Genomic DNA, 21,545 nt, shown 5'->3' with positions numbered 1-21,545 from the left:
AAAGGAGAAAAGGAAAATGGAAGAACAAATTTTATCAATCTTAGAAGAAATAACAGGAACAGATGAAGTAAGAAAAAATCGTGATATTGATCTATTTGATGAAGGGTTGCTTGATTCTTTAGCATCTGTTCAATTATTAGTCGAGCTAGACGGAGAGCTGGATATCCAAGTCCCTGTATCTGAATTCGAGCGAGAGGATTGGAGCACACCGAATAAAATCATTCAACAAGCAACTGCATTGAAGGGTTGAGTATGAAAAAGAAACTTTTTGCTATTTTCGGCCCGGTTGTTTTAGCTGTTGGCTTACTGTTTGTGTTTTTTACCTCCTCCTATCAAGTAGATATCTCTAATCCAGAAACGATTAGACGTGCCTCTTCTTCCATATCAGTGAACGTGTTGAAAGGAGATGCGATAAAAAATTATGCATTATCTGAAAAACAATATATTCCTTTTTTTGGCTCAAGTGAATTAAGCAGAATCAGTCCATTTCATCCGTCTGTTCTGGCAGAAAAATACCAGCGAAACTATCGTCCATTTTTGCTGGGAGCACCCGGGACACAATCGTTAAGCCAATATATGATGATGCGTTCTGCAGGAGATGCTATGAAAAACAAGAAAGTCGTCTTTATTATTTCTCCTCAGTGGTTCGTTAAAAATGGTGTAAAAACTGATTACTTTAATACGTATTATTCTGAACTTCAAACATACGACTGGTTGTTTTCAATGAAGAAAGTAACGCCTGCTGATCGCTATTTAGCTAGAAGATTATTAACTTTCTCAAAAGTAAAAGAGAATGATACGTTGACGGCGATTCTGCAAACGATCAAAAAAGGGAAGCTACCTTTACCTGAATCTTTGAATCAGCTGCGCAGCCAATGGAACATGCTGAAGAGAGAGGATGAAGTATTCAGCAATATTGGGTTGAAAGATCGACAGCAAAAAATCGATCATGAGTCAAAACGATTACCAAAACAATACCAAGAAACAGAATTATCCATTTTAGCAAATCAAATTGGAGAACGAGAAACGACGAATAATCCATTCGGGTTGAAAAACGATTTTTATACGCATCGTATCCGAGCCCACGAGCCAGAGCTCAAACAGTCACAAAAAAATTGGGATTATCGTTTTTCGCCAGAATTTTCTGATTTTCAGCTGGTCTTGGATCAATTAGCAAAAAACCATAACGAAGTATTGTTCATCATCCCACCGGTTAACGAGAAATGGAGCGATTATACCGGACTATCTCAAGAAATGTTACAAGGATTTGCCAAAAAGATCAAATTTCAATTAAATAGCCAAGGATTCAATCGAATAGCTGATTTTGTCAATCAAGCGGGTACCAACTATTTTATGGAAGACACGATCCATCTAGGCTGGAAAGGCTGGTTGGCTGCAAATCAACAGATCAGACCGTTTTTAGAAGAAAATCATATTACTGCTAGTAAGTATCATCTTGACGATGCTTTTTTTAGCAAATCTTGGCAACATCAAATACCAGATAAACTACAATTAAAATAAAGAAAACAGGCGAGTGTTGCTCGCTTGTTTTCTTTATTTTTGAATATTCTGAATAAAAGATAAAAATACCAAGTTTGCCTGAACAAAAATCATAAGCAATGGTATAATCACAATATGAATATAGAAATGGGGGAAAACATTTGAATACAAAAGAAGAACAGCTACTTATTGATTTAACTTCTGCAAAAGGAGTACCTGGAAATGAAGAAGAGGTAAGAGAAGTATTCAGAGAATATGCCAAACCATTCGCTGATGATATTTTTTATGACGGTTTAGGCAGTGTGATTGCCAAACATGGTGCTGGCGGAGGCCCCAAGGTCTTTATTTCTGGACATATGGACGAAGTTGGTTTTATGGTAACAAAAATAACCGAAAAAGGATTCTTGGAATTCCAAACTCTTGGAGGTTGGTGGGGGCAAGTCATGCTTGCTCAGCAAGTTGAAATCAAAACACGTGAAGGGAAAATCGTCCACGGTGTGATTGGTTCCAAACCACCACATGTTTTAACACCTCAAGTAAGAAATAAACCTTATGAAATAAAGGATATGTTCATTGATATTGGCGCATCAAGCCAAGAAGAAGCCAAAGAGTGGGGCATACGTCCTGGAGATATGGTCACTCCATATATTGAATACAAACGAATGAATGGCAGTAAATATTTACTGGCAAAAGCATGGGATAATCGTATCGGGACAGCTGTTTCTCTGCGAGTATTAGAGAATCTATCTAAAGAAGCACACCCAAATGTTTTATTCGCAGGAAGCGATGTGCAAGAAGAAGTAGGCTTGCGAGGTGCTCGAACAAGTACACACCTTGTAAATCCCGATATTGCTTTTGCTTTAGATACTGGTACAGCAGGAGACACTCCAGGAATGACACCAAAAGAAGCAGATTCGATTTTAGGAAAAGGCCCACAGATTTTGATTTTTGATGCATCTATGATCCCGCATAAAAAATTATTGAATTTTGTTATTGATGTAGCAGAGGAAATGGATATTCCATTCCAATATACAGTGATTTCTGGCGGAGGAACTGATGCAGGACAAATGCATTTGACAAGAGATGGTGTTCCGTCTGTAGCCATTACCGTTCCTGTTCGTTATCTGCATTCCCATACATCAGTGATTCATGAAGATGATTATTTGAATACAGTGAAACTAGTCACAGAATTAGTGAAACGGCTTGATAGTGAAACAGTTGAAAAAATTCGGAGTTATGAATAATGAATAATAGAATACCTATTTCTGAATATCGGAAAAAAGCACGAGTTTCTTTGGAAAATCAATGGGGAATCAATACTTGGCTTGTTTTCTTATCTATAATATTTACGAGCGTCATCCAGAACTTTTTTGACGGTTTCAGTCCTTTTCCGGAAGAAAGCATGCAGCAGCACTTATTGAGTTTTCTAGTCGATAATTTACTTTTATTCGCATTCAACTATGCATTGTTTTACATTGCGCTAGTAGTTGTACGGGGTGGCAGACCAAAAAGTAACCTTTTATTTTCAGTTTTCCAAAGAAAGTATTTTGGTTCGATACTTGGCATCAATTTGATCAATTCAGTCATCAACTGGCTACTCAACAGTTTAATCTTTCTGCCCATGTTTTTAATCAGCGGAGTGAGTACTTATATGCAGCTGCTTTTCAGTTCAAATGCGGTACCTACGGGTGTCATGCCAGAAGATTTTCTTGATATCAGCTTTGTTTTATCGATGATAGGGATGATTTTTGTTTCAGCACTCATCATGAGTATTGTTGGCGGTTTATTCCAATTTGCTGCATGGACAAAGTTCGACTATCCTGATTTGTCGGTTATTCAATGTTTGAAATATGGCTGGTTTTTATTGAAAGATAGAATTGGTACGTATATTTTGTTGCAGCTGTCTTTTATCGGCTGGTATTTGCTAGGAGCAATCGCTTTGTTCATCGGTCTTTTGTGGGTCATTGTTTATGTGAATGTGTCAGTTGCAGAATTTTATGAACAAGCACGGATTGAAAAAGGAGGTCCAGACGCCTATTTTACTTAGGATGTAAGCAGTTTATTCATCAAAAAAATAACTTTTGTGGCAGGATAAATCTTTGAGGGGGAATGTACGATGAAATTAACTGTTTTAGGATGCTTAGGAGCGTATCCTTATAAAAATCAAGGGACAACAGGTTATTTGCTTCAATCTGACGGGTTCAATTTGTTGATCGATGCAGGTAGTGCTACACTGATCAAATTACAAGAACACCTTGATCCACTTGATCTAGATGCTGTGATCCTTAGCCATTATCATCATGATCATATTGCTGACCTTGGCGTATTACAGTATTACTGGCAACTTCATCCTAAGAGAAATCCGGAGACATTGCTTTCAATTTATGGACACACAAAAGATTCCATTCACTTTGAAGAATTGACGATGGAAAATGTCTCAAAAGGATATCCTTATTTTGAAGCTGAAGAATTAAAAATTGGTCCTTTTCTGATTACTTTTATGGAAACAATCCATCCAGTAGTATGTTACGCCATGCGTATCGTAGAAGAAACAACGGGGAAAGTATTCGTATTTACAGGTGATTCAGGTTATTTGGAAAGTTTCGCTGATTTTGCGAAAGATGCTGATTTGTTTCTAGCAGATACCTATCTTTTTGAAGGAAATGAACATCATCATGCCCATTTCACTTCAAAAGAAGCTGGAGAACTTGCGAAATCAGCTAACGTAAAGAAACTTGTACTTACACACCTACCTCAGTTTGGTGATTTAGAACAATTGAAAAATGAAGCGCAAAAGGCAGCAGGCAAAGGGATTGATGTAGAACTTGCTGCAGTTGATAAAGTGTTTAACATTTAGGAGGAAGAACATGATTTTTGTACCAAATGAAAACCACGACCCAAGAATCAATTTAGCAATTGAACAATATTTGCTGCAAGAAATGCCTTTAGATGAACCTATTTTGCTCTTTTATATCAATGAACCTTCAATCATCATCGGCAGAAACCAAAATACGCTTGAAGAAATCAATCGAGATTATGTGGAAGAAAATGGCATTCATGTTGTCCGTCGCTTAAGTGGAGGCGGAGCTGTCTACCATGATTTTGGAAACCTGAACTTTAGTTTTATCATGCCTGATGATGGGGATTCATTCCGTGACTTTGCGAAAGTAACACAGCCAATCATCCAAGCACTTCATGAATCGGGTGTTGCTGGGGCGGAATTGAAAGGCCGAAATGATCTAGTCATTGATGACATGAAATTTTCTGGCAACGCGATGTATGCTACCAACGGTCGGATGTTTGCTCATGGAACAATTATGTTCGACTCTGATATCAATGAAGTAGTCAATGCATTAAAAGTAAAAAAAGACAAAATCGAATCAAAAGGAATCAAATCGATCCGTTCTCGTGTAACGAATATCAAACCATTTCTTCCAGAAGAAAAGCAAAAAATGACAACAGAAGAATTTCGTCAAGAAATCTTGTTGAAAATTTTCGGCGTAGAGTCAGTAGAAGAAGTAAAAACGTACGAATTGACTGATGAAGATTGGAAAAAAATCAATCGAATCTCTGAGGAATATTATCGAAATTGGGATTGGAATTACGGGAAGTCTCCAGATTTCAATTTCTCTCGCCAAAAACGTTTTTCTATCGGTTCGATTGAAGTCCATTTGAATGTCTCAGAAGGAATGATCAAAGAAGCAAAAATCTTTGGCGATTTCTTCGGACTAGGAGATATCTCTGACGTGGAAAAAAAATTGGTTGGACAGAAATATGATAAAGCATCTCTATCAAAAATAGTCAGCCAAATTGATGTGAAGAAATATTTTGGTGCGATAGAACCAGAAGAATTACTTACCTTACTTTATTGAAAATAAAAAATAGCGGAATCCACATATATGGATTCCGCTATTTTTTATACAGGATTCGGGTAATTTCGAGAGAGTTGAACAGTGATCCGATCAATGAAAGTATCTTTTTCCTGCGTTAGTGTTCCTGTGTAACGATCCGCTACGTCTTTCATCATCATTAAGTCAAAACGTTCCTGATCATCTAATTCTTCTGTGATGCCTCGACTAAATAGGTTTGTATCGTAATGTGCACTATGTTCGCAACAAATGACGAAATGTTCCTCTTGTTCGTGTATCGACAAATAAATTTTTCGATACAGTGGATTTTCGATGGCATGAGTTTCTCTAAAGGAATGCTCTAAAGCGTGGATCAAAAGTTGAGCCAGATCGTCATCGTTGATAGGAAGTTCTTCGGGAAGATCTGCTTGGAAGGTTATCTGAATATTCCGTTTGGCAGCTAACTTCTGGTAACGCGCTAAGATAAGATTTGTCACCTGGTGGTTGCAAAAAGAACACAGCATTTCGAAATTTTTTGCTTCTTCTAATATCTTTTCCACATAGTTTTTAGCTTTTGTTTGGTCCGTATGCATTAAATCTTGCAGATTCTCCATCTCTTGGACAAATTCCAGGCGAAGTGTATTTACTTCTTGGATATGCTGTCGAAGCTGCTCATAATGTTGCTCCAACAAATCATTTTTGATTTTTAAGAAATCTACTTGTCTCCGATCTTTGTCGGTATTTAAGATGTGATCGATTAGATTGTAAGCTGATAATAACGATTAGAATGATAATATATAAAATCGTAGACCAATTGATCGTTGTTTGATAGATACCTAATGCCGTTTGGATGTAAATCAAGCAATGGATAATGGCTACCAAGACGATCCAAGGTGTACAAGCTACATAAAAACGGTTATTCTTATATGCTTCGCCAATGCATGCAAGTGAAGTGACTAAAGTGCTTATAACACTAGCAATATTAGCAATCGGCATTAATTCAGGAAGTTCTGCAGGAGTAAAAGTTGCATAAAGCAGAACGCCGATAAAAATCAAAAGTTGGAACGTACAAAAAATTCCGTACCATTTTTTATAGTAAAACATTCGGCTCCAATAGTAGCAGATGATGAAAGCTGACGTTAAGATAATAAATAAATGAGATAAAAAAGAATGAACGAATGGTTCAAAAAGAATACCACTTAAAATATCTTCTGATACAGCTTCAAATCCTAATGCCAAAGCAAAGCAACTTAAGAGAATAAGTGAGTATTCAAGACGTTTTTGTTTATACATCAAGTAGATCGTATAGAAAAAGGTCCCTATAGCGATAAAAACAGCGATTATCATCGTCAATACTTGCGGCACTGATTGTGAATAAATAAAACTAATCAATGGTCCAGTTGTTCCTAGATAAACTTTCGGTGGCAGTCCAGCATAGTTCTGATAAGGAGATGAGACTGTAAGGGTCAATTTTTTTCCGATATAATTTGCTGGTAAATCTATCACAGCCAATGAGAGTCCGGGATTGCTTTCTTCCTGATAATCTTTCCGTTGGTATAAAATCTTTTCGCCTAGATATACAGTAATCCATTGATGGTTTCCTTTGATTAGTAAATTTGCTTCGTCCAACGGTTTTTCAAGTGTCGTTTCCATAATGAATGTTTCGTCTTTATCCACGGTAGGAATCGTACGAGTGTACTTGCTGTCAAACTTAAAATCAGGATCATCTTTTGTATAGAAAACCCACGAATCTTTTATTTCTTTCATTTGATTGCTGTCCGCAGGAGAAAAAATAAAATAAAAGAAATAAGTAATTCCTGTTAAAAATAACAATGATAATATAATAATTATGCTCCACTTTATACGTAAATAAAAAGATTATTTTTTATTATATATGTTATTAAAAAAAGCCATAAAGGTATTCCTTTCTAAAACTTGTAATGTTAGGGTAAACGTTTTTTAAAATAACGTCAATTATTTATAATAAAAAATGAGATAAAGATGAGGAAATAGAATTAGAAACATGTAATTATTAAAGGGAAATATTTTTACAGCTATAATTTGAAAAAAATTTATCGTTATTATATGATTAAGAAGGATTAAATAAAGAAAGAAGTTGAAAACGATGCCTGATTACAAAAAAATAACTTTTATAAGTTCTATAACGTTGATTATATTTTTAATTCTTATTCTTCTCGTCGTCTTGGTTCCCCGAATTATTGGTTTGACTCCTTATATTATTGAGGACAAAGAAATGAGTCCATATTATGCACAAGGAAATCTGATATATGTACGACCGAAAAATACAAATGAGATTTTAGTCGGAGATATTATTACATATTATGAAAATTCAGGAAAAAAATCTCGACGCGTCGCGTAATAGCCGTTGAAAACAACCACGAAGATTTTTATACAAAAGCTGATACAAAGACTTATATTGAGCCTGGAGTAGTAAAAAAGAGAAATATTATCGGTAGTCCCATCTTTCAGATTCCATATATTGGACTAGTCCTTTCAAAAACGGCATTTGCATGGATTCAGGGGTTATTCTTTACGATTGCTTTTTGCCTAACAGGAATCACAGCATGGAATACTTTTGTAGAGTTGAAAAAGAAGCGGAGACGAACACAGAAATTTTTGTAAGAATGTTAAAAACATAAATGTATTCCAGAGATCCAACGACTCTTCTGAACATGAAACACGAGAAAACAATCATGCAGCTTGTAGATTTAGTCAGTTGTTCGTATAATGTGTGAAGAGGAGGAGTAGTATGCGCAATGAAATGATGCATCGTCCTGTAGTCAAAGAAGAACTATTGGATTTTATGCGTACCCAGCAAAAAAAATTACCGGGTGAGCTAGGCAAACTGGAAGAAGAAGCTCATGTAGCAGAAGTACCAGTTATTCCCCATGAAACAGTTGTATTTTTGAAATTTTTACTTGGACAGCTTCAGCCTGAACGAATCTTGGAGATCGGAGCAGCTATCGGTTTTTCATCAAGTGTCATGGCCACGACAATCGGAGAAAACGCTCATGTTACGACAATTGATCGTTTCGATGTTATGATCGAGAAAGCTAAAAAAAACTATGAACGTCTAGGACTGACAGATAAAGTGACTTTGCTTGAAGGTCAAGCAGCAGATATCTTGCCGGAGTTGTCTGGTCCGTATGACTTTATTTTTATGGATAGTGCAAAATCAAAATATATTGAATTTTTACCTGAATGCTTACGTTTGTTAAGAAAAGGTGGCGTTTTGATGGTAGATGACATCTTCCAAGGAGGAACGATCTTGCTCCCAGATGAAGAGATTCCCCGTGGCAAACGAGCTATCCATCGTAAATTAAATGAATTTCTTCGTGTTGTGATGGATCATCCCGATTTGACATCGACAATCTTGCCATTAGGTGATGGTGTGATCTTAATGACAAAGGAATCAGAAACAATCGAGTTGTGATACATGATTATGGCAGCCTGTAGATAATCGATTGAATCGAGGGCTCAATTCGAACTTGATGTAAAAGTTTCTATATTTGTAAGTCAATTAAAGGATACAGGAAATCTAAATAAACAGGAGTAGCATGAAGTCAATGTAGCTCCTGTTTTCAATTGATAACCTTAGAACAGCTGAAGGAGAATGTCTCGTTTTAAAAGATTGATTTAGTAGTTGGGCCAAAATAATTCATTATTTGCTAATTAAATAACTATTTCGTATTGACAGAAGCAATTTAATTATCTATAATTATTGATGTTCCGCTGATTCTTGTCATAGTAGCTCAGCTGGATAGAGCATCCGCCTTCTAAGCGGACGGTCGGGGGTTCGAATCCCTCCTGTGACGCTAAAAAACCGTTAGAAACTGAGGCTTCTAACGGTTTTTCTTTGTTTTTTGTGCCAATATTGTTTGTTTTCAAAGGCAAATAAAATAAAAAAACATCCTTATCGAGTACAATTATAAGGAGCAAAAAAATAAAATTCATCAGAAAAGAGGAAGAAGATATGACGATACTATCGAAAATTTTAGTGACTCTAGTTGCAATTGAATTTTTTTATATCATGTATATCGAAACGGTGAGAACTGATTCTGACACGACAAGTAGGGTTTTTAAAATGAGTAAAGAAGAGTTAAGCAGAAAATCTGTTCAAACATTGTTTAAGAACCAAGGAGTGTACAATGGACTATTAGGAGTGGGACTACTTTATGGAGCTTATCTTTCTTCCGCATCTAAAGAAATCACAAGTATGCTATTAATATCTATTTTTTTTGTTGCATTATATGGCAGTTTGACTAGCGATCGTTGGATTTTACTCAAACAAGGTGGGCTAGCTCTGTTGGCATTGCTTTCTATTTTCTTATAAATATAGAAAAAATAATAATTTATCTAACAGGAAACTTTGTGAAAAATATTACTTTATCTCATGAAATATGATATTCTAATGAATGGTATTTTAGAAAATTTCATGAAAAAGGAGTTAGATAGGTGTTCAAAAATTATGTTTCCTCACTAAAAAAAGAATTTTCAGGTTATGATCTTTCAAGATTTCAGAAAGATCTTTTGGCTGGGATCACAGTAGCTGCTGTAGCATTGCCTTTAGCCTTGGCTTTTGGGGTGTCAAGCGGAGCTGATGCGGCCGCAGGTTTGATTACGGCTATCATTGCCGGTATCGTTATTGGCGGTTTATCAGGCGGTTTTTATCAAATATCAGGTCCGACAGGTGCGATGGCAGCTATCTTGATGTCTATTGCGGCAACAAAGGGAATGCAAGGTGTATTGCTTGCTACTTTTTTAGCGGGTCTATTTTTACTTGCAGCAGGACTTTTCCGATTAGGAACACTGACTTCTTTTATCCCAGCACCCGTAATTACGGGGTTTACTTCAGGTATTGCTATCATTATTGCATTAGGTCAGATCGATAATTTATTTGGTGTTCACTCGGAAGGTACAAACGTTATTGAAAAACTAAGTAGTTATCAAACGATAGGATTTCCGATAAACACAGCCTCTTTGATCATGGGAGGGCTAGTCATTTTAGGGATGTTTACCTATCCAAAAAAATGGGCGAAACGAATGCCTAGTTCGCTGCTGGCTATCATTTTGGCAACAGCAGTTATGCTATTGTTCCATTTACCAGTAGCAACTGTGGGTAAGATTCCACAAACATTGATCAGTAGTAATCGTTTGAATATGGGAGATTTTAGCTTTTCTGCCTTGCAACAAGTGGCAGTTCCAGCTATTAGCATTGCTTTATTAGGAATGATTGAAAGCTTGCTATGTGGTGCTTCGGCTGGCCGAATGGCAAATAAGCCCTTAGATAGCAATCAAGAATTAATGGCGCAAGGAATTGGAAATCTGTTGCTTCCTTTCTTTGGCGGGATTCCTGCTACTGCGGCCATCGCCCGTACAAGCGTGGCCATCAAATCTGGTGCACAAACTAGATTAGCTGGTATGATACATGCAGTTGTCTTACTGCTCTCCATGCTTGTTTTTGCGCCAGTGATGTCACAGATTCCAATGCCTGCACTTGCAGGTGTTTTGATCGTGACGGCTTGGCGTATGAATGAATGGGAAACGATCAAGGAGCTATTTACTAATAAATATTGGTCAGCAGTTCTATTGTTTATCCTTACGATGATTTGTACAGTTATCTTTGATTTAAGTATTGCTATCGTGATCGGGGTGATCGGCGGCTGTGTATTTTTTGTTGTCAAAAGCGCTGCTATCACGATTTCATTAGAAACGATCGATTGGCAAAGAATGAGGCTGCCAGAAACGGAAAAGCTGAATAACTGGACAGTAGTGTATATTAGTGGTCCACTGTTTTTTATGTCTTCAGAAAAACTCAAAAATAAATTGGAAGAACTAAATCATCACGATGGTGTCATTTTCTCCATGCGAGGCGTACCAAGTATTGATTTGACGGCACGTGCAGTTTTTGATGAATTTCAAGAAAAAGCAGAGCAAAGAGGACAAACGATTATCTATACTTCCTTGCAGCCAGAAGTAGAAAAACAACTTTCTCACTTGTGGGAACATACATTCACGCATCAACATCAAACAGTTGCTCATGCGTTGACAGCTTTACATGCGAAATATACTGCAATTAGCCATTAAAACAATGAAAAAGAACAGACAAGACTGTAAACTGAAGATTTTATGGTCTTGTCTGTTCTTTTTAATCTTGCTGTAAAAGTGAAGCTAGTACTTGCCAGTCTTGATGGATAACAGGTACAAGGGAGCGATTGTAGAAAATAGCTGCTGGATGAAAAAGTGGAAGAATTCGATAGTTTTTTTCTGACCATTCGTAGGCATCCTTTTGTTCTGTTAATTGTAAGACAGGCCCTGTATAGAGTTGACCATGATTTTTGGTAACCGTATATTCTTTGCCAAGTAAACGCTGCAGTCCGATATTTCCTAATGTTGCAATCAATTGAGGTTGAACCTGCTTGATCTCATAGTCAAGAATCGGCGCGTGGGCTAAAACTTCTGCTTTGGTTGGCGTTCGATTAGGATAAACAATTTCTTGCTGTTTTGTTCGTTTATTTATTCGTTGAACGACACGATAAGGTCGGCTTCGAACCGCACTAGTAATATAAACATTTTCACGTGTTAAACCAGCTTTAGAAAGGTAATTCAGCAATTCTTTACCGGCTTGTCCGCTAAACGGGATATGATTTTCGACTTCGGTTTTACCAGGTGCCTCGCCAACTAACATTAGTTTAGGGTGAAGAGGACCTTGACCAGCAATGAATCCTTCTAAAGGATAGCTGCGAGAGACATGTTGCACAGCAGCTGCTAATTCTTTTGGATAATCCATAGAAATTCCTCCGCTTCTGTTTTGTTTCTTTCTTCTATAATGACGGATATTTTTATTAAATCAAGAGAAAAATATCAATATTAATGTTTATCGAAATCAAATTTTTTACAGGAAAAAGAGAGCATTTGATTATCAAGTTGTTCTCGCGCTTCGGTAAAAATGGAAATAATACCTATGGACTTTATTTTTACAAATAATTTTTGAGTGAAGTAGTTTAAAATTTGCAAAGTCATTTTTTAAAAACGTTTTCAAAGTGTTGTGATTAATTATACAATTAATATGTATTAAAGTTCAAAATATACGGCAAATGGAAGGAGAATAAATGGATAATACGATTAAGGAAGGTAACTGTTAACCGCGATATTTACATAATAATGTAAAAAGAATAAGTTTATCAATTAGATAGGAGAGGCTAACTTTGGATAAAAAATATTTTAAAAGAATAATTTTTTCATTGTTTTGTCTAGGTCTTGTCATTTTTAGTTCGGGTACTGTCTATGCTGCAAGTTCGGGAAAAAATGACATTAATGTGGGAGTTACGCTTTTATCAGAAGAGGTTCCTGAAAATTTAATAAGTTTAGTCAAAGGAAGGTTGACCTATTTTGACAGTATCTTGTTGAATGACGAAGGGGTGTCATCAGGAGATAAATCTATCGGGATGCCATTTTCAGTTTATGATGATGACGCAAAGGACACTTATTATTATTTTCCTTTATATCATCAAAATGAACTTATTAAAACTATTTTCTGTTACTATGACTCTGATATTGGGCAGTGGCAAACGAATATGTCTGGACACTTAATTGATGTACTAACGGAATTCTTTGAAAAAAAAGAAGATAGTGAAAAAGTTGGTTTTCTACAGAAAAATGCTGATATATATTTGGTCGATGAAAATCTAACAGCTTCTCTTTTTAACGATTCTCCACTCTCAGAAGGATTTATAAACCCTGATGAGCTAGAATGGGATGAATTTGACTACCGTGACTTGACAGAAGAATATACAAATACTCTTCTTATTAGTATATCTTCCGAAAATAAAGCTTTAGATAGACTATTTAGATCGCAAGGTCAAAAATATCTAAATTTAGATTTTCTTGAGAATCAAGGCAGCACTTCATGGTGTGCGGCTTATGCTACTACGTCAATCATTCGTTATCACACCAAGAACCAGACTCCTACTGCACAGCAAATGATAAGATCGTTACATCCGAATTCGTCTAATTTACCGAAGGAATCGGCTTCAAATGCTCAGTGTATCCAATATGCAAATGGCTATGGATTCCACAATATTTCAAATAGATGGGGAGTCGCCACAGTAACTGAAACAGCAACAGAAATTAATGCAAATCGTCCATATTGGGTATCTGCTCTGGGACAAAGCGGAAACTATGACAAAAAAAGACATGCATTTGTCGTTAGAGGCTATGCGAACTTTGACTTTTACAGAACTATTTCCGTTTGGAATCCATGGAGTACTGCAAGTTATGGATACGATCTTTTGGATCCTTCCAGTAACTTGATTACCACCCATGGATCAGTATGGAAACAAGATTCAGGTCTCTTTTCTTGGCATTATCGATAAAGGGATTTGAGAGATCAGAGTAAAGAATAAAGTTATTCTCAGGTTATGTTTATCACTCTATTTATTGTGATTCTTTCCTCTACATCTTAATTGTACTGGAAAAAGAATTGAAATTTGAGGAGTTAAGAGACATAGTTTTCTATTGCGTTTTTTGATATTTAAGATTGTATGTATTTGCAAAGGTGATCATAAATGAAAAACAAAAAAATTTATTTGCTATATATCTTGCTATTGATCCTAGGAATATCTTACACTACTTGGTCTTACCAAAATAAAAGATCTAACTATTTAACGCTATCAGACGTAGAGCTGAAAAATTTAACCTTTTTTAATGGTACATGGATCTACCCTGAGGAGAATGTAAAATATATTATCACTATTAATAACGACTCAATATCAATTGAGGATGATGACTCTGTTTTTATTGGTTATATTTCAAACTTCCAAATTGATGAAGAATTTTTTATCAATTCTGTAAATGAAGAGCACACAGTTTCGTATGGACTAAAGAAAACTGATGAAAAACATTTATTTATGATATGAGGAAATCCAACAGAAGCGAGAAAAGGAAATTCTGGAACGATGGGGATTGAGCTAGTTAAATATGAATAAAACAAGTGATTTTAAATGGAATGTGAGAACAATCAAATTAGGAGAATGTATTCTTTTTTTATATGAATGGGTTTATCGAGTAAATACTGTTTATCAGCTAACATCATAAACAATGCATATATTATTAAATTGTTAAAACGAGGTGCTATGAAAAAATTTAAATAGGTATTATAGTCTCGAAAATTATGGATAAGGAGATAAAAATGAAAAATATCAAAATTGTGTTGAGTGTATTTACTGTTACATGAATATTATTTGGTTATTCAAAAACTATATATGCTGAGAGAGTGTAAAATATTTTGTGTAAATAGAAAAAAGGAAATCCCTTCTGTAGAATAGAGTTACCACAACACATTCACAGAAGAGAGGACTTCCCTATGAACGATTTTACTACAGAAATTCTAAAGACTCTAGCGAACAAAGGCGATTTGAATGAATTATTCCGTGTCCATTTGGAGAAAGCAGTCAATACGCTTCTCAAAACGGAGTTAACGGCTTTCCTAGATTACGAAAAGTATGATCGCATTGGGGTTTTAACACGGGTAATTCTCGTAACGGCTCCTATGACCGTACGGTCAAGACCGAGTATGGGGAACTTCATCTCCAGATTCCGCGCGACCGCAATGGCGAGTTCAAGCAACAGACTGTTCCTGCTTATAGACGGACGAATGACACGTTAGAGGAGACCGTCATTCACCTCTTCCGAAAAGGTATTACCATGTCGGAAATCGCAGACTTGATTGAGAAAATGTATGGGCATCACTACACGCCCCAAACCATGTCCAATATAACAAAATCATTTACAGAAGAGGTAACGGCGTTTAAAGGGCGAGAGCTTCATGACCGTTATGCTGCTATTTATATGGACGCAACGTATATTCCGTTAAAGCGGAAAACCGTCGCCAAGGAAGCTATTCATATCGCAGTTTGCATTCGCCCGGACGGATCAAAGGAAGTATTGAGCTATGCGATTGCACCGACTGAATCCATCACGATTTGGGAGGAAATTTTATTGGACCTTCAAGAGCGCGGTTTGAAAAATGTCCTCCTGTTCATCACGGATGGCTTAAAGGGGATGGTAGGAGCGATTAGTCGGTTCTATCCCAAAGCTCGTTTTCAACATTGTTGTGTACACGTTTCCCGTAATATCAGTCACAAAGTGCGTGTCAATAATCGTAAGGAAGTCTGTGATGATTTTAAAATGGTGTATCAAGCCTCATCTAAAGAGGTGGCGTTGGAAGCACGTGGTGCTTTTGCGAAAAAATGGAAAACCAGCTATCCAAAAGTGGTTGAATCGATTCTTTCGAACGATCACTTGCTCACTTTCTATGATTTCCCCTTGGCCATACGCAAGAGTATTTATTCTACGAACTTGATTGAATCCTTTAATAAGCAAATCAAGAAATACAGCCACCGCAAGGAACAGTTCCAAAACGAAGAGTCGATGGAACGTTTCTTAGTCTCGTCTTTTGATACTTACAACCAAAAATTCCTAGGTCGCAGTCATAAAGGCTTTCAACAGGCCGAAGGCGAACTTGAACAAATGCTAAGCCAACTGATTGAGAATTAGAAACAATCTGCAGTAGGGAAGAATCATTTACACAAAATTATTGACGCTCCCTATGCTGAATCTTATGAGAATGAATTAAATAAAAAAATATCATTTGAAAGTAATATCGCCTATATACCTAGTGGGAATACGCCTATTGAAAGGGGAGAGGATTTTGCGGAATACATGCAAGGAGTCACTGGCAATTCTGATATAACATTTGAGGGTTTTCTTACAGATGATGAAACAAAACCTATTTCAAAAACTCCAACTATAATCTTTAATGCAGATAATAGAGTTAAAGCTGACCCAACTCTATCGCCATATAAGCAATGTGGTTACCTTGAAACTTACTTTTTTGATGGCATCTCAATCTATACTAAACAAGGTACAGGAGCATTAATAGACGGTGATAGATTTGTTACGGCAGGAAGTATGTTATATTCTCAGGACCACTTTACTGGCTGGGCGAGTTCAAGCTTGATATGGATTGCAAGTCAAGATGGAAGAGGTACGCTTACAAATAATCCAACATCTGGGCAAAATGGAGGGCATAGATTTAGTACAATGAGTGGGTGGGTTAATCGAGCAGATTCACGTTATGACATGGGATATATAACTATGAATAGTTCACTAGAGGAAATATCTGGGCGATTGAATTACTCTGTGCCGAGAGAAGGCGCTGTTTTATCAAATATTGTAAGCTATACTGGAAATCTTTTTGAACAGACAATGTGGGGAAATGAAACACTCGTCATCAATACACCTGAATTACTATTTCACGATATTACAATTTCAGAAGGATCCATAGGCGCTCCAATAATCCAAAACTCATCACTTGTCGGAGTAACTACAACGCTTGAAAAGCAAGGATCAATGAATCAAGCATTAGCTATACGCCAGGAACTCTATGGTTTCTTTTCTTCTATTTCTTCTAAGATAAATTAAATCCCCATTTATAATATGAGGGGTATCTCAGGTAGATTAGGTGAAAGAAAAATTAATATCCATGCTTATTAATTCACAGTTTGTGTGAAGAGTTAAAAATGAAGATAACATACCCGTGGTGCTAGTTAATTTTTTCCTAGAGGAAAATGTCTAAACATGTTGGTAAATCAACAAAAAAACGCATATAGTAGTCTCAAAACTCCCAAGAAATGAGGACTACATATGCGTTCATCAAAATATACTGAACATTATACAGATACTTTTATAACATTCAAGGAAATTATGAGAACTGTTTCTAACATATACCACAATTGTGTACCAGATAAGATTAAAAACCGAAGAAATACTGATCAACTGAAGCAACGCGATACAGTGATTATTGCTTGTGTTATATGGGGCATAATTAATGGCTATACTAGCCAAAGAGCCACGTATAGAGCGGTTTGTTCCGTCTTATTTCCTAATGGTGACTTTCCTAGTAGGAGTCGATTCACTCGCTTAAGTTCAAACTTAGCTTACACTATCAAGATTATTCGATACTTTTTCATCAAGAAGCTCACCAAAGGTGAACTAGTCGGAATTATAGATAGTTTTCCTAGTCCATTATGTAAACCAGTTAGAAATAGACAAGCAAAACTATTGAATCAAATAGCCAAAGTTGGCTATAACTCAACAAAAAAATCTTATTTTTATGGTCTTAAAATTCATATGATCGTTACTAAGACTGGCTTTCCGATTACTTACTCAATCACGAATCCAGGTGTCCATGACGTGAAAGTGTTAGAGACTTTATCGGAAGAAGCGAATCTTCCCAATATCCTAGGGGACAAAGGATATATTAGCCATAAAATCCATGAAAAGCTTGCCCTTAAGGGCATTACTATATCCGTTCCGCCACGTAAAAACATGGATAAATCAGAAAAACTAGACCACAGCTTACTTGGAAAACAAAGAAAAACAGTTGAGACTGTTTTTTCTTCCTTAGAAAAATTAGGTTGTCAAAATTTCAACTCACGTTCTGTTAAAGGGCTAGAGAGTAGATTTGAAAGCATATTACTGGCTTACAGTGTTCTCTATTAAGTCGAGCACAACGGCGTTTTGAAGGAACTTTGAGATATTCTTTAGGATATTAAAATTAACTAGCACCACGGGTGATAACATATAGAGTATTATCGGGAAATGAGATAATACTCTTGTTATTCTATGAGCTGTGGCTTCACCTGTTTTACATACAAATTTCAAGGGAAAAAATATTTTTCAGAACAGGAATCTGCTAAATATGTATTAATATCCTGCTTGCTCTTCTAATATCTGTTAAGAAGAGGAATATATTGAAATGATTTATTGGCTATTACTAATATCATAAAAGTAAATACAACAAAAAAGAAAAGGCTAATAAGTAAAAAGAATTCAGCCTTTCCTCATTTAGTCATTGACTTTATGGATACATTTTGATAAAGTTAATCTGTTGTAATTGTGGACTCCACAGCTACAACCGCTCAGAACAAGTAATAAGCACAGCATATGCTGTCACTTCGGATGGCGAGTCTAAGTATATCAGAAGGAGGTGCTTTATAGCATGTACGCAATTATTAAAACTGGTGGTAAACAAGTAAAAGTTGAAGTGGGACAAGCAATCTATGTTGAAAAACTTGACGTTGAAGCAGGAGAAAAAGTTGTTTTTGACGAAGTTATCTTAGTAGGCGGCGAATCTACAAAGGTAGGCGCTCCAACTGTTGCAGGTGCAACTGTTGAAGGTACTGTTGAAAAACACGGCAAACAAAAGAAAGTCGTTACTTTCAAATACAAACCTAAAAAACATTCACACCGTAAACAAGGTCATCGTCAACCATATACAAAAGTGGTTATCGACGCGATCAACGCTTAATAGCGTTTGAGAAAGAAGGCCTATATATGATCAAAGGAACATTTAAGCGAAATGACGCAGGTCAGATCGTTTCATTCACTTTGACCGGGCATGCTGATGCTGGTCCTTATGGAAGTGATATCGTTTGTGCAGGTGTTTCTGCGTTAGCGATCAGCACTGTCAACGGGATTGCCTCATTAGCCGGTTTTGAGCCGATTGTTGAAATGAATGAAGAAGAAGGCGGTTATCTTTATACCGAAGTCACTTCAGGAATGACACAAGAACAAAACAATATTGCTGAGATTCTATTAGAAAATCTTTTATTAGGATTACAATCGATAGAAGCTGAAAACTCAGAATATATCCAAATTAAAACAATTAATGATAAATAGGAGGTGCAGACCATGTTGTTATCTATGAATCTACAATTATTTGCCCACAAAAAAGGTGGCGGTTCTACATCTAACGGCCGTGACTCAGAATCAAAACGTCTAGGTGCTAAACGTGCTGATGGACAAACAGTTACAGGTGGATCAATTCTTTACCGTCAACGCGGTACAAAAATCTATCCAGGTGTAAACGTGGGTATCGGTGGAGACGACACTTTATTTGCAAAAGTTGATGGCGTAGTACGTTTCGAACGTAAAGGCCGTAACAAAAAACAAGTGTCTGTTTATCCAGTAGCTCAAGAAGCTTAATTGATAAATGCTCTATCCCTTGATATTAAAGGGTTAGGGCTTTTTTTATTTGGATAAACAAACACTTGAATGCCATATTGAATGCCATTTATAATTTTGACTTGTTAGAAGTTTGCAAAGGAAGCCAATTTTTTAGCAGTTTCATTTTTTTGCTTTTCGCTTAAGTGAGTGTAAATAGAATTAGTAATTTCTAAGTTTGCATGACCTAGCCTTATTTGTGTTTCTTTCATAGGCACACCAGCTTCATAGAGCATTGAGGCGTGTGTATGTCGCCAACCATGAGTACCTATCCTTGGTAGATTGGTAAAATCCGCTATCCGATTTGATCGCATATATAAGGCTTGTCTATTTGAATAGTTGCCTTCATAATCCGCAAAAACAATGCCTTTATTTTTTATATTATTTTGAAAATAAAATTCTTTTTGCCGTAGTTGCCAGTGTTTTAAAACCTTACAAGTCTTATTGTCAAGTGAGATCGTTCGCTTTGACGTTTTTGTTTTTGGACTAGAAACTGTATAGCCGTTTTTAACTTTAGAAAGATTTTTATTTACAGTTAACTTTTTTTTGAAGAAGTCTATATCGTCAAACGTTAGAGCTAACGCCTCACCGGCACGCAAGCCAGTGAATGCTAGAATTCGATACATACATAAATCCCATTCAGCAAAATACTTATAAAGTAAATTTTCGTCCTTTACACTTTGAGCCTTTTTTTCTAGGTATAGAAGTACTTGGCGGACTTGGTTAGTAGTGTAGAATTTTATTTCTTTTTCTTTTCTTGTCCGTTTAATTTTTGGTCTAACGACACGATCAAATGGATTTTTCTCTATTAGCTCTAAAGTAATAGCGTAATCCATAACTTTTGAAGCATATTGTAAAACGACTTTATAAACTTGAAGTTTGTCAGACCACTGATTTACGGCGTTTTGGCACGTTTTAGGGGTTATAAGGTCTATTTTGCTTGTACCTAATATAGGAAGTACATGAAGCTTCATATAGCGTTCTGTAGCTAAACTGGTTGTTTCTTTTACCGTTTTTTTGTAACTAGAAAACCATAAGTCATATATTTCTTGGTATGTTTCTGTGACTATTTTTTTAGTTTCTTTATTTTCAAACTCTAATTTTAAACGAGATAAAGCAAGTTGAGCTTCTTTTTTTGTCTTGAAGTTCCTTCTGGTTGTTTTTACTGGTTTTCCAGTAACTTCATTGATACCTAGATACGCTTGGAATTTCCAAGCTTTTGTTTTGTCTTTTTTTTCATATTGTTCAAATGTTGCCATGTTTTCCCTCCGTGCTACATGTGGGGCGTAGGTATGTAGAGGGGTTAGTTTAAAACATAATTTCCATTGTCGTTTTTTTCAAAAACGAAAGCGGTGCGGCTGTCGGATTCCGACTTATTTTTTAAGCCAACTATAATCTGATCATTAGTTAACCCGATTCTTTTTAAGATAATGAAATTAAAAATTTGTTCAATGAAATAATAAATCTCTGTTTCATCTAGTGATTGAAAGAATTCTTTATTTCTTTGATCGGTAAGACCTGTAATAAAAGCCAGATCAATTTTACTTAATTCTTCTTGAGAAGGCATACTTACTTCTATATATATTAATTTATTATTCTTCAAATTCTCTGGGTATTTGACAATAAACCAAGGATCGTTTGCATTAGTCATCCCTCCATTCTGAATCATTTCCTTCATTTTACTCATGGGAATATACTCCCCCAAAATATAATGAGTTTGTGTCGATTCTTCAAATGTTTCAGACAAAATAGACATATCATAGGAATCTTCCTTGATAATTATCAGATCATTAGGAGTTATATCTAGGGAAAGACAGATTTTTTCTAATGTATCGAATTGAATCCCTTTGCTTGAATTGTTAGAGATTAAACTAAGCGTATTTTTTGATATTTTAGTTTGTTCATGTAGCCAAGTCATTGTTTTTCCTTTTTTTTTAAGGATATTTTTCAAATTAATTTTATACATAATTCTCCTCCTTTCATAGTGACAGTATAACGATATATGATTTATTTTTCAATTAAAAATACTATATATTTGTATTTTTTTACATATATCATTGCAAATGATGTTAAATGATGTTACTATATGAATGTAAAATAAATACTATA

19 protein-coding genes, 1 tRNA gene, 3 pseudogenes and 1 other annotated feature are annotated in these 21,545 nt (G+C 35.9%); of the genes and pseudogenes, 19 read left to right on the top strand and 4 right to left on the bottom strand.

The features are described 5' to 3' along the window. Positions 1–16 precede the first annotated feature (16 nt). The 6 genes from dltC (at position 17) to MKX69_RS09215 (ending at position 5,372) form a co-directional block, all read left to right on the top strand. Positions 17–250 (top strand): D-alanine--poly(phosphoribitol) ligase subunit DltC, encoded by a 234-nt coding sequence (dltC, locus tag MKX69_RS09240; RefSeq protein WP_002288092.1) that lies wholly within the window; start codon positions 17–19, stop codon positions 248–250. Between the two features lie 2 nt (positions 251–252). Continuing rightward, positions 253–1,521, top strand: a complete 1,269-nt coding sequence (dltD, locus tag MKX69_RS09235) for a D-alanyl-lipoteichoic acid biosynthesis protein DltD (protein WP_341009905.1) — start codon at positions 253–255, stop codon at positions 1,519–1,521. 140 nt (positions 1,522–1,661) lie between these two features. Then, entirely contained in the window at positions 1,662–2,744 is a 1,083-nt protein-coding gene (locus MKX69_RS09230) for a M42 family metallopeptidase (protein WP_341009904.1), read from the top strand. Beyond that, complete coding sequence (locus MKX69_RS09225; RefSeq protein WP_002288098.1) at positions 2,744–3,547, top strand: DUF975 family protein; 804 nt, start codon at positions 2,744–2,746, stop codon at positions 3,545–3,547. Before MKX69_RS09230 ends, MKX69_RS09225 begins: the two co-directional genes overlap by 1 nt. Before the next feature lie 69 nt (positions 3,548–3,616). After that, the gene (locus MKX69_RS09220; protein ID WP_341009903.1) at positions 3,617–4,357 is read left to right on the top strand and encodes an MBL fold metallo-hydrolase; all 741 of its coding nucleotides are present in this window, start codon (positions 3,617–3,619) and stop codon (positions 4,355–4,357) included. 10 nt (positions 4,358–4,367) lie between these two features. Continuing rightward, the gene (locus MKX69_RS09215; protein ID WP_341009901.1) at positions 4,368–5,372 is read left to right on the top strand and encodes a lipoate--protein ligase; all 1,005 of its coding nucleotides are present in this window, start codon (positions 4,368–4,370) and stop codon (positions 5,370–5,372) included. Between the two features lie 44 nt (positions 5,373–5,416). On the opposite strand, the pseudogene MKX69_RS09210 reads toward MKX69_RS09215, so the two are convergent. Next, positions 5,417–7,211 (bottom strand): annotated as a pseudogene (locus MKX69_RS09210) (hypothetical protein). A 262-nt stretch (positions 7,212–7,473) separates the two neighbouring features. On the opposite strand from MKX69_RS09210, the pseudogene MKX69_RS09205 reads away from it, so the two are divergent. From MKX69_RS09205 to MKX69_RS09185, 5 genes and pseudogenes are all read left to right on the top strand, one after another. Next, a pseudogene (locus tag MKX69_RS09205) lies at positions 7,474–7,991 on the top strand (signal peptidase I). A 127-nt stretch (positions 7,992–8,118) separates the two neighbouring features. Beyond that, positions 8,119–8,802 carry an O-methyltransferase gene (locus MKX69_RS09200; protein ID WP_002288107.1) on the top strand — a complete coding sequence of 228 codons (684 nt, stop codon included), beginning with the start codon at positions 8,119–8,121 and terminating at the stop codon, positions 8,800–8,802. Positions 8,803–9,110: 308 nt separating this feature from the next. Further along, positions 9,111–9,184: transfer RNA gene (locus tag MKX69_RS09195), tRNA-Arg, on the top strand. 158 nt (positions 9,185–9,342) lie between these two features. Then, positions 9,343–9,702: a DUF1304 domain-containing protein gene (locus tag MKX69_RS09190; protein WP_002323271.1), complete on the top strand. Its 360-nt coding sequence runs from the start codon at positions 9,343–9,345 to the stop codon at positions 9,700–9,702. Between the two features lie 122 nt (positions 9,703–9,824). After that, on the top strand, positions 9,825–11,456 hold the full coding sequence (locus MKX69_RS09185; protein WP_341009900.1) for a SulP family inorganic anion transporter: 1,632 nt from the start codon (positions 9,825–9,827) through the stop codon (positions 11,454–11,456). 61 nt (positions 11,457–11,517) lie between these two features. Here the strand turns inward: MKX69_RS09185 and MKX69_RS09180 are convergent, their stop codons facing one another. Beyond that, positions 11,518–12,159, bottom strand: coding sequence for a uracil-DNA glycosylase (locus MKX69_RS09180; RefSeq protein ID WP_341009898.1), 642 nt, complete (start codon positions 12,157–12,159; stop codon positions 11,518–11,520). Between the two features lie 418 nt (positions 12,160–12,577). Here MKX69_RS09180 and MKX69_RS09175 point away from each other — a divergent pair, with 418 nt between their 5' ends. From MKX69_RS09175 to rpmA, 8 genes and pseudogenes are all read left to right on the top strand, one after another. Continuing rightward, positions 12,578–13,744, top strand: coding sequence for a C47 family peptidase (locus MKX69_RS09175; RefSeq protein ID WP_341009896.1), 1,167 nt, complete (start codon positions 12,578–12,580; stop codon positions 13,742–13,744). 192 nt (positions 13,745–13,936) lie between these two features. Continuing rightward, complete coding sequence (locus tag MKX69_RS09170) at positions 13,937–14,287, top strand: hypothetical protein (protein ID WP_341009894.1); 351 nt, start codon at positions 13,937–13,939, stop codon at positions 14,285–14,287. A gap of 446 nt (positions 14,288–14,733) precedes the next feature. Beyond that, a pseudogene (locus MKX69_RS09165) lies at positions 14,734–15,926 on the top strand (IS256-like element ISLgar5 family transposase). 165 nt (positions 15,927–16,091) lie between these two features. After that, positions 16,092–16,853, top strand: a complete 762-nt coding sequence (locus tag MKX69_RS09160) for a trypsin-like serine peptidase (protein WP_341009892.1) — start codon at positions 16,092–16,094, stop codon at positions 16,851–16,853. A gap of 222 nt (positions 16,854–17,075) precedes the next feature. Then, positions 17,076–17,986, top strand: a protein-coding gene (locus MKX69_RS09155) for an IS982-like element ISEfm1 family transposase (protein ID WP_002295743.1) whose coding sequence is annotated in 2 segments (ribosomal slippage) — positions 17,076–17,924 and positions 17,927–17,986 — 909 coding nt in all. Because the reading frame shifts where the segments join, the coding sequence is not laid out codon by codon here. A 350-nt stretch (positions 17,987–18,336) separates the two neighbouring features. Next, positions 18,337–18,413, top strand: a sequence feature (ribosomal protein L21 leader region). A gap of 19 nt (positions 18,414–18,432) precedes the next feature. Next, positions 18,433–18,741, top strand: a complete 309-nt coding sequence (gene rplU / locus MKX69_RS09150; protein ID WP_002289450.1) for a 50S ribosomal protein L21 — start codon at positions 18,433–18,435, stop codon at positions 18,739–18,741. 26 nt (positions 18,742–18,767) lie between these two features. After that, on the top strand, positions 18,768–19,112 hold the full coding sequence (locus MKX69_RS09145; protein ID WP_002289451.1) for a ribosomal-processing cysteine protease Prp: 345 nt from the start codon (positions 18,768–18,770) through the stop codon (positions 19,110–19,112). Between the two features lie 12 nt (positions 19,113–19,124). Next, complete coding sequence (gene rpmA / locus MKX69_RS09140) at positions 19,125–19,418, top strand: 50S ribosomal protein L27 (protein WP_002289452.1); 294 nt, start codon at positions 19,125–19,127, stop codon at positions 19,416–19,418. Between the two features lie 104 nt (positions 19,419–19,522). Here the strand turns inward: rpmA and MKX69_RS09135 are convergent, their stop codons facing one another. Both MKX69_RS09135 and MKX69_RS09130 read right to left on the bottom strand, forming a co-directional pair. Next, positions 19,523–20,695, bottom strand: coding sequence for a tyrosine-type recombinase/integrase (locus MKX69_RS09135; protein ID WP_341009888.1), 1,173 nt, complete (start codon positions 20,693–20,695; stop codon positions 19,523–19,525). A gap of 44 nt (positions 20,696–20,739) precedes the next feature. Continuing rightward, entirely contained in the window at positions 20,740–21,402 is a 663-nt protein-coding gene (locus tag MKX69_RS09130) for a helix-turn-helix domain-containing protein (protein WP_341009886.1), read from the bottom strand. Positions 21,403–21,545: the final 143 nt, after the last annotated feature.

Source organism: Enterococcus sp. FSL R5-0957, from assembly GCF_038008005.1.
In the GTDB taxonomy this organism is placed as follows: domain Bacteria; phylum Bacillota; class Bacilli; order Lactobacillales; family Enterococcaceae; genus Enterococcus_B; species Enterococcus_B faecium.
Note: the sequence above shows the minus strand (reverse complement) of the source record. Positions and strands in the feature narration are given on the sequence as shown.

Coding starts and splice junctions, on each gene's coding strand:
- dltC (WP_002288092.1), top strand. CDS start 17: ATGGAAGAACAAATTTTATCAATCTTAGAAGAAATAACAGGAACAGAT.
- dltD (WP_341009905.1), top strand. CDS start 253: ATGAAAAAGAAACTTTTTGCTATTTTCGGCCCGGTTGTTTTAGCTGTT.
- MKX69_RS09225 (WP_002288098.1), top strand. CDS start 2,744: ATGAATAATAGAATACCTATTTCTGAATATCGGAAAAAAGCACGAGTT.
- MKX69_RS09220 (WP_341009903.1), top strand. CDS start 3,617: ATGAAATTAACTGTTTTAGGATGCTTAGGAGCGTATCCTTATAAAAAT.
- MKX69_RS09215 (WP_341009901.1), top strand. CDS start 4,368: ATGATTTTTGTACCAAATGAAAACCACGACCCAAGAATCAATTTAGCA.
- MKX69_RS09200 (WP_002288107.1), top strand. CDS start 8,119: ATGCGCAATGAAATGATGCATCGTCCTGTAGTCAAAGAAGAACTATTG.
- MKX69_RS09190 (WP_002323271.1), top strand. CDS start 9,343: ATGACGATACTATCGAAAATTTTAGTGACTCTAGTTGCAATTGAATTT.
- MKX69_RS09180 (WP_341009898.1), bottom strand. CDS start 12,159: ATGGATTATCCAAAAGAATTAGCAGCTGCTGTGCAACATGTCTCTCGC.
- MKX69_RS09170 (WP_341009894.1), top strand. CDS start 13,937: ATGAAAAACAAAAAAATTTATTTGCTATATATCTTGCTATTGATCCTA.
- MKX69_RS09160 (WP_341009892.1), top strand. CDS start 16,092: ATGCAAGGAGTCACTGGCAATTCTGATATAACATTTGAGGGTTTTCTT.
- rplU (WP_002289450.1), top strand. CDS start 18,433: ATGTACGCAATTATTAAAACTGGTGGTAAACAAGTAAAAGTTGAAGTG.
- MKX69_RS09145 (WP_002289451.1), top strand. CDS start 18,768: ATGATCAAAGGAACATTTAAGCGAAATGACGCAGGTCAGATCGTTTCA.
- rpmA (WP_002289452.1), top strand. CDS start 19,125: ATGTTGTTATCTATGAATCTACAATTATTTGCCCACAAAAAAGGTGGC.
- MKX69_RS09135 (WP_341009888.1), bottom strand. CDS start 20,695: ATGGCAACATTTGAACAATATGAAAAAAAAGACAAAACAAAAGCTTGG.
- MKX69_RS09130 (WP_341009886.1), bottom strand. CDS start 21,402: ATGTATAAAATTAATTTGAAAAATATCCTTAAAAAAAAAGGAAAAACA.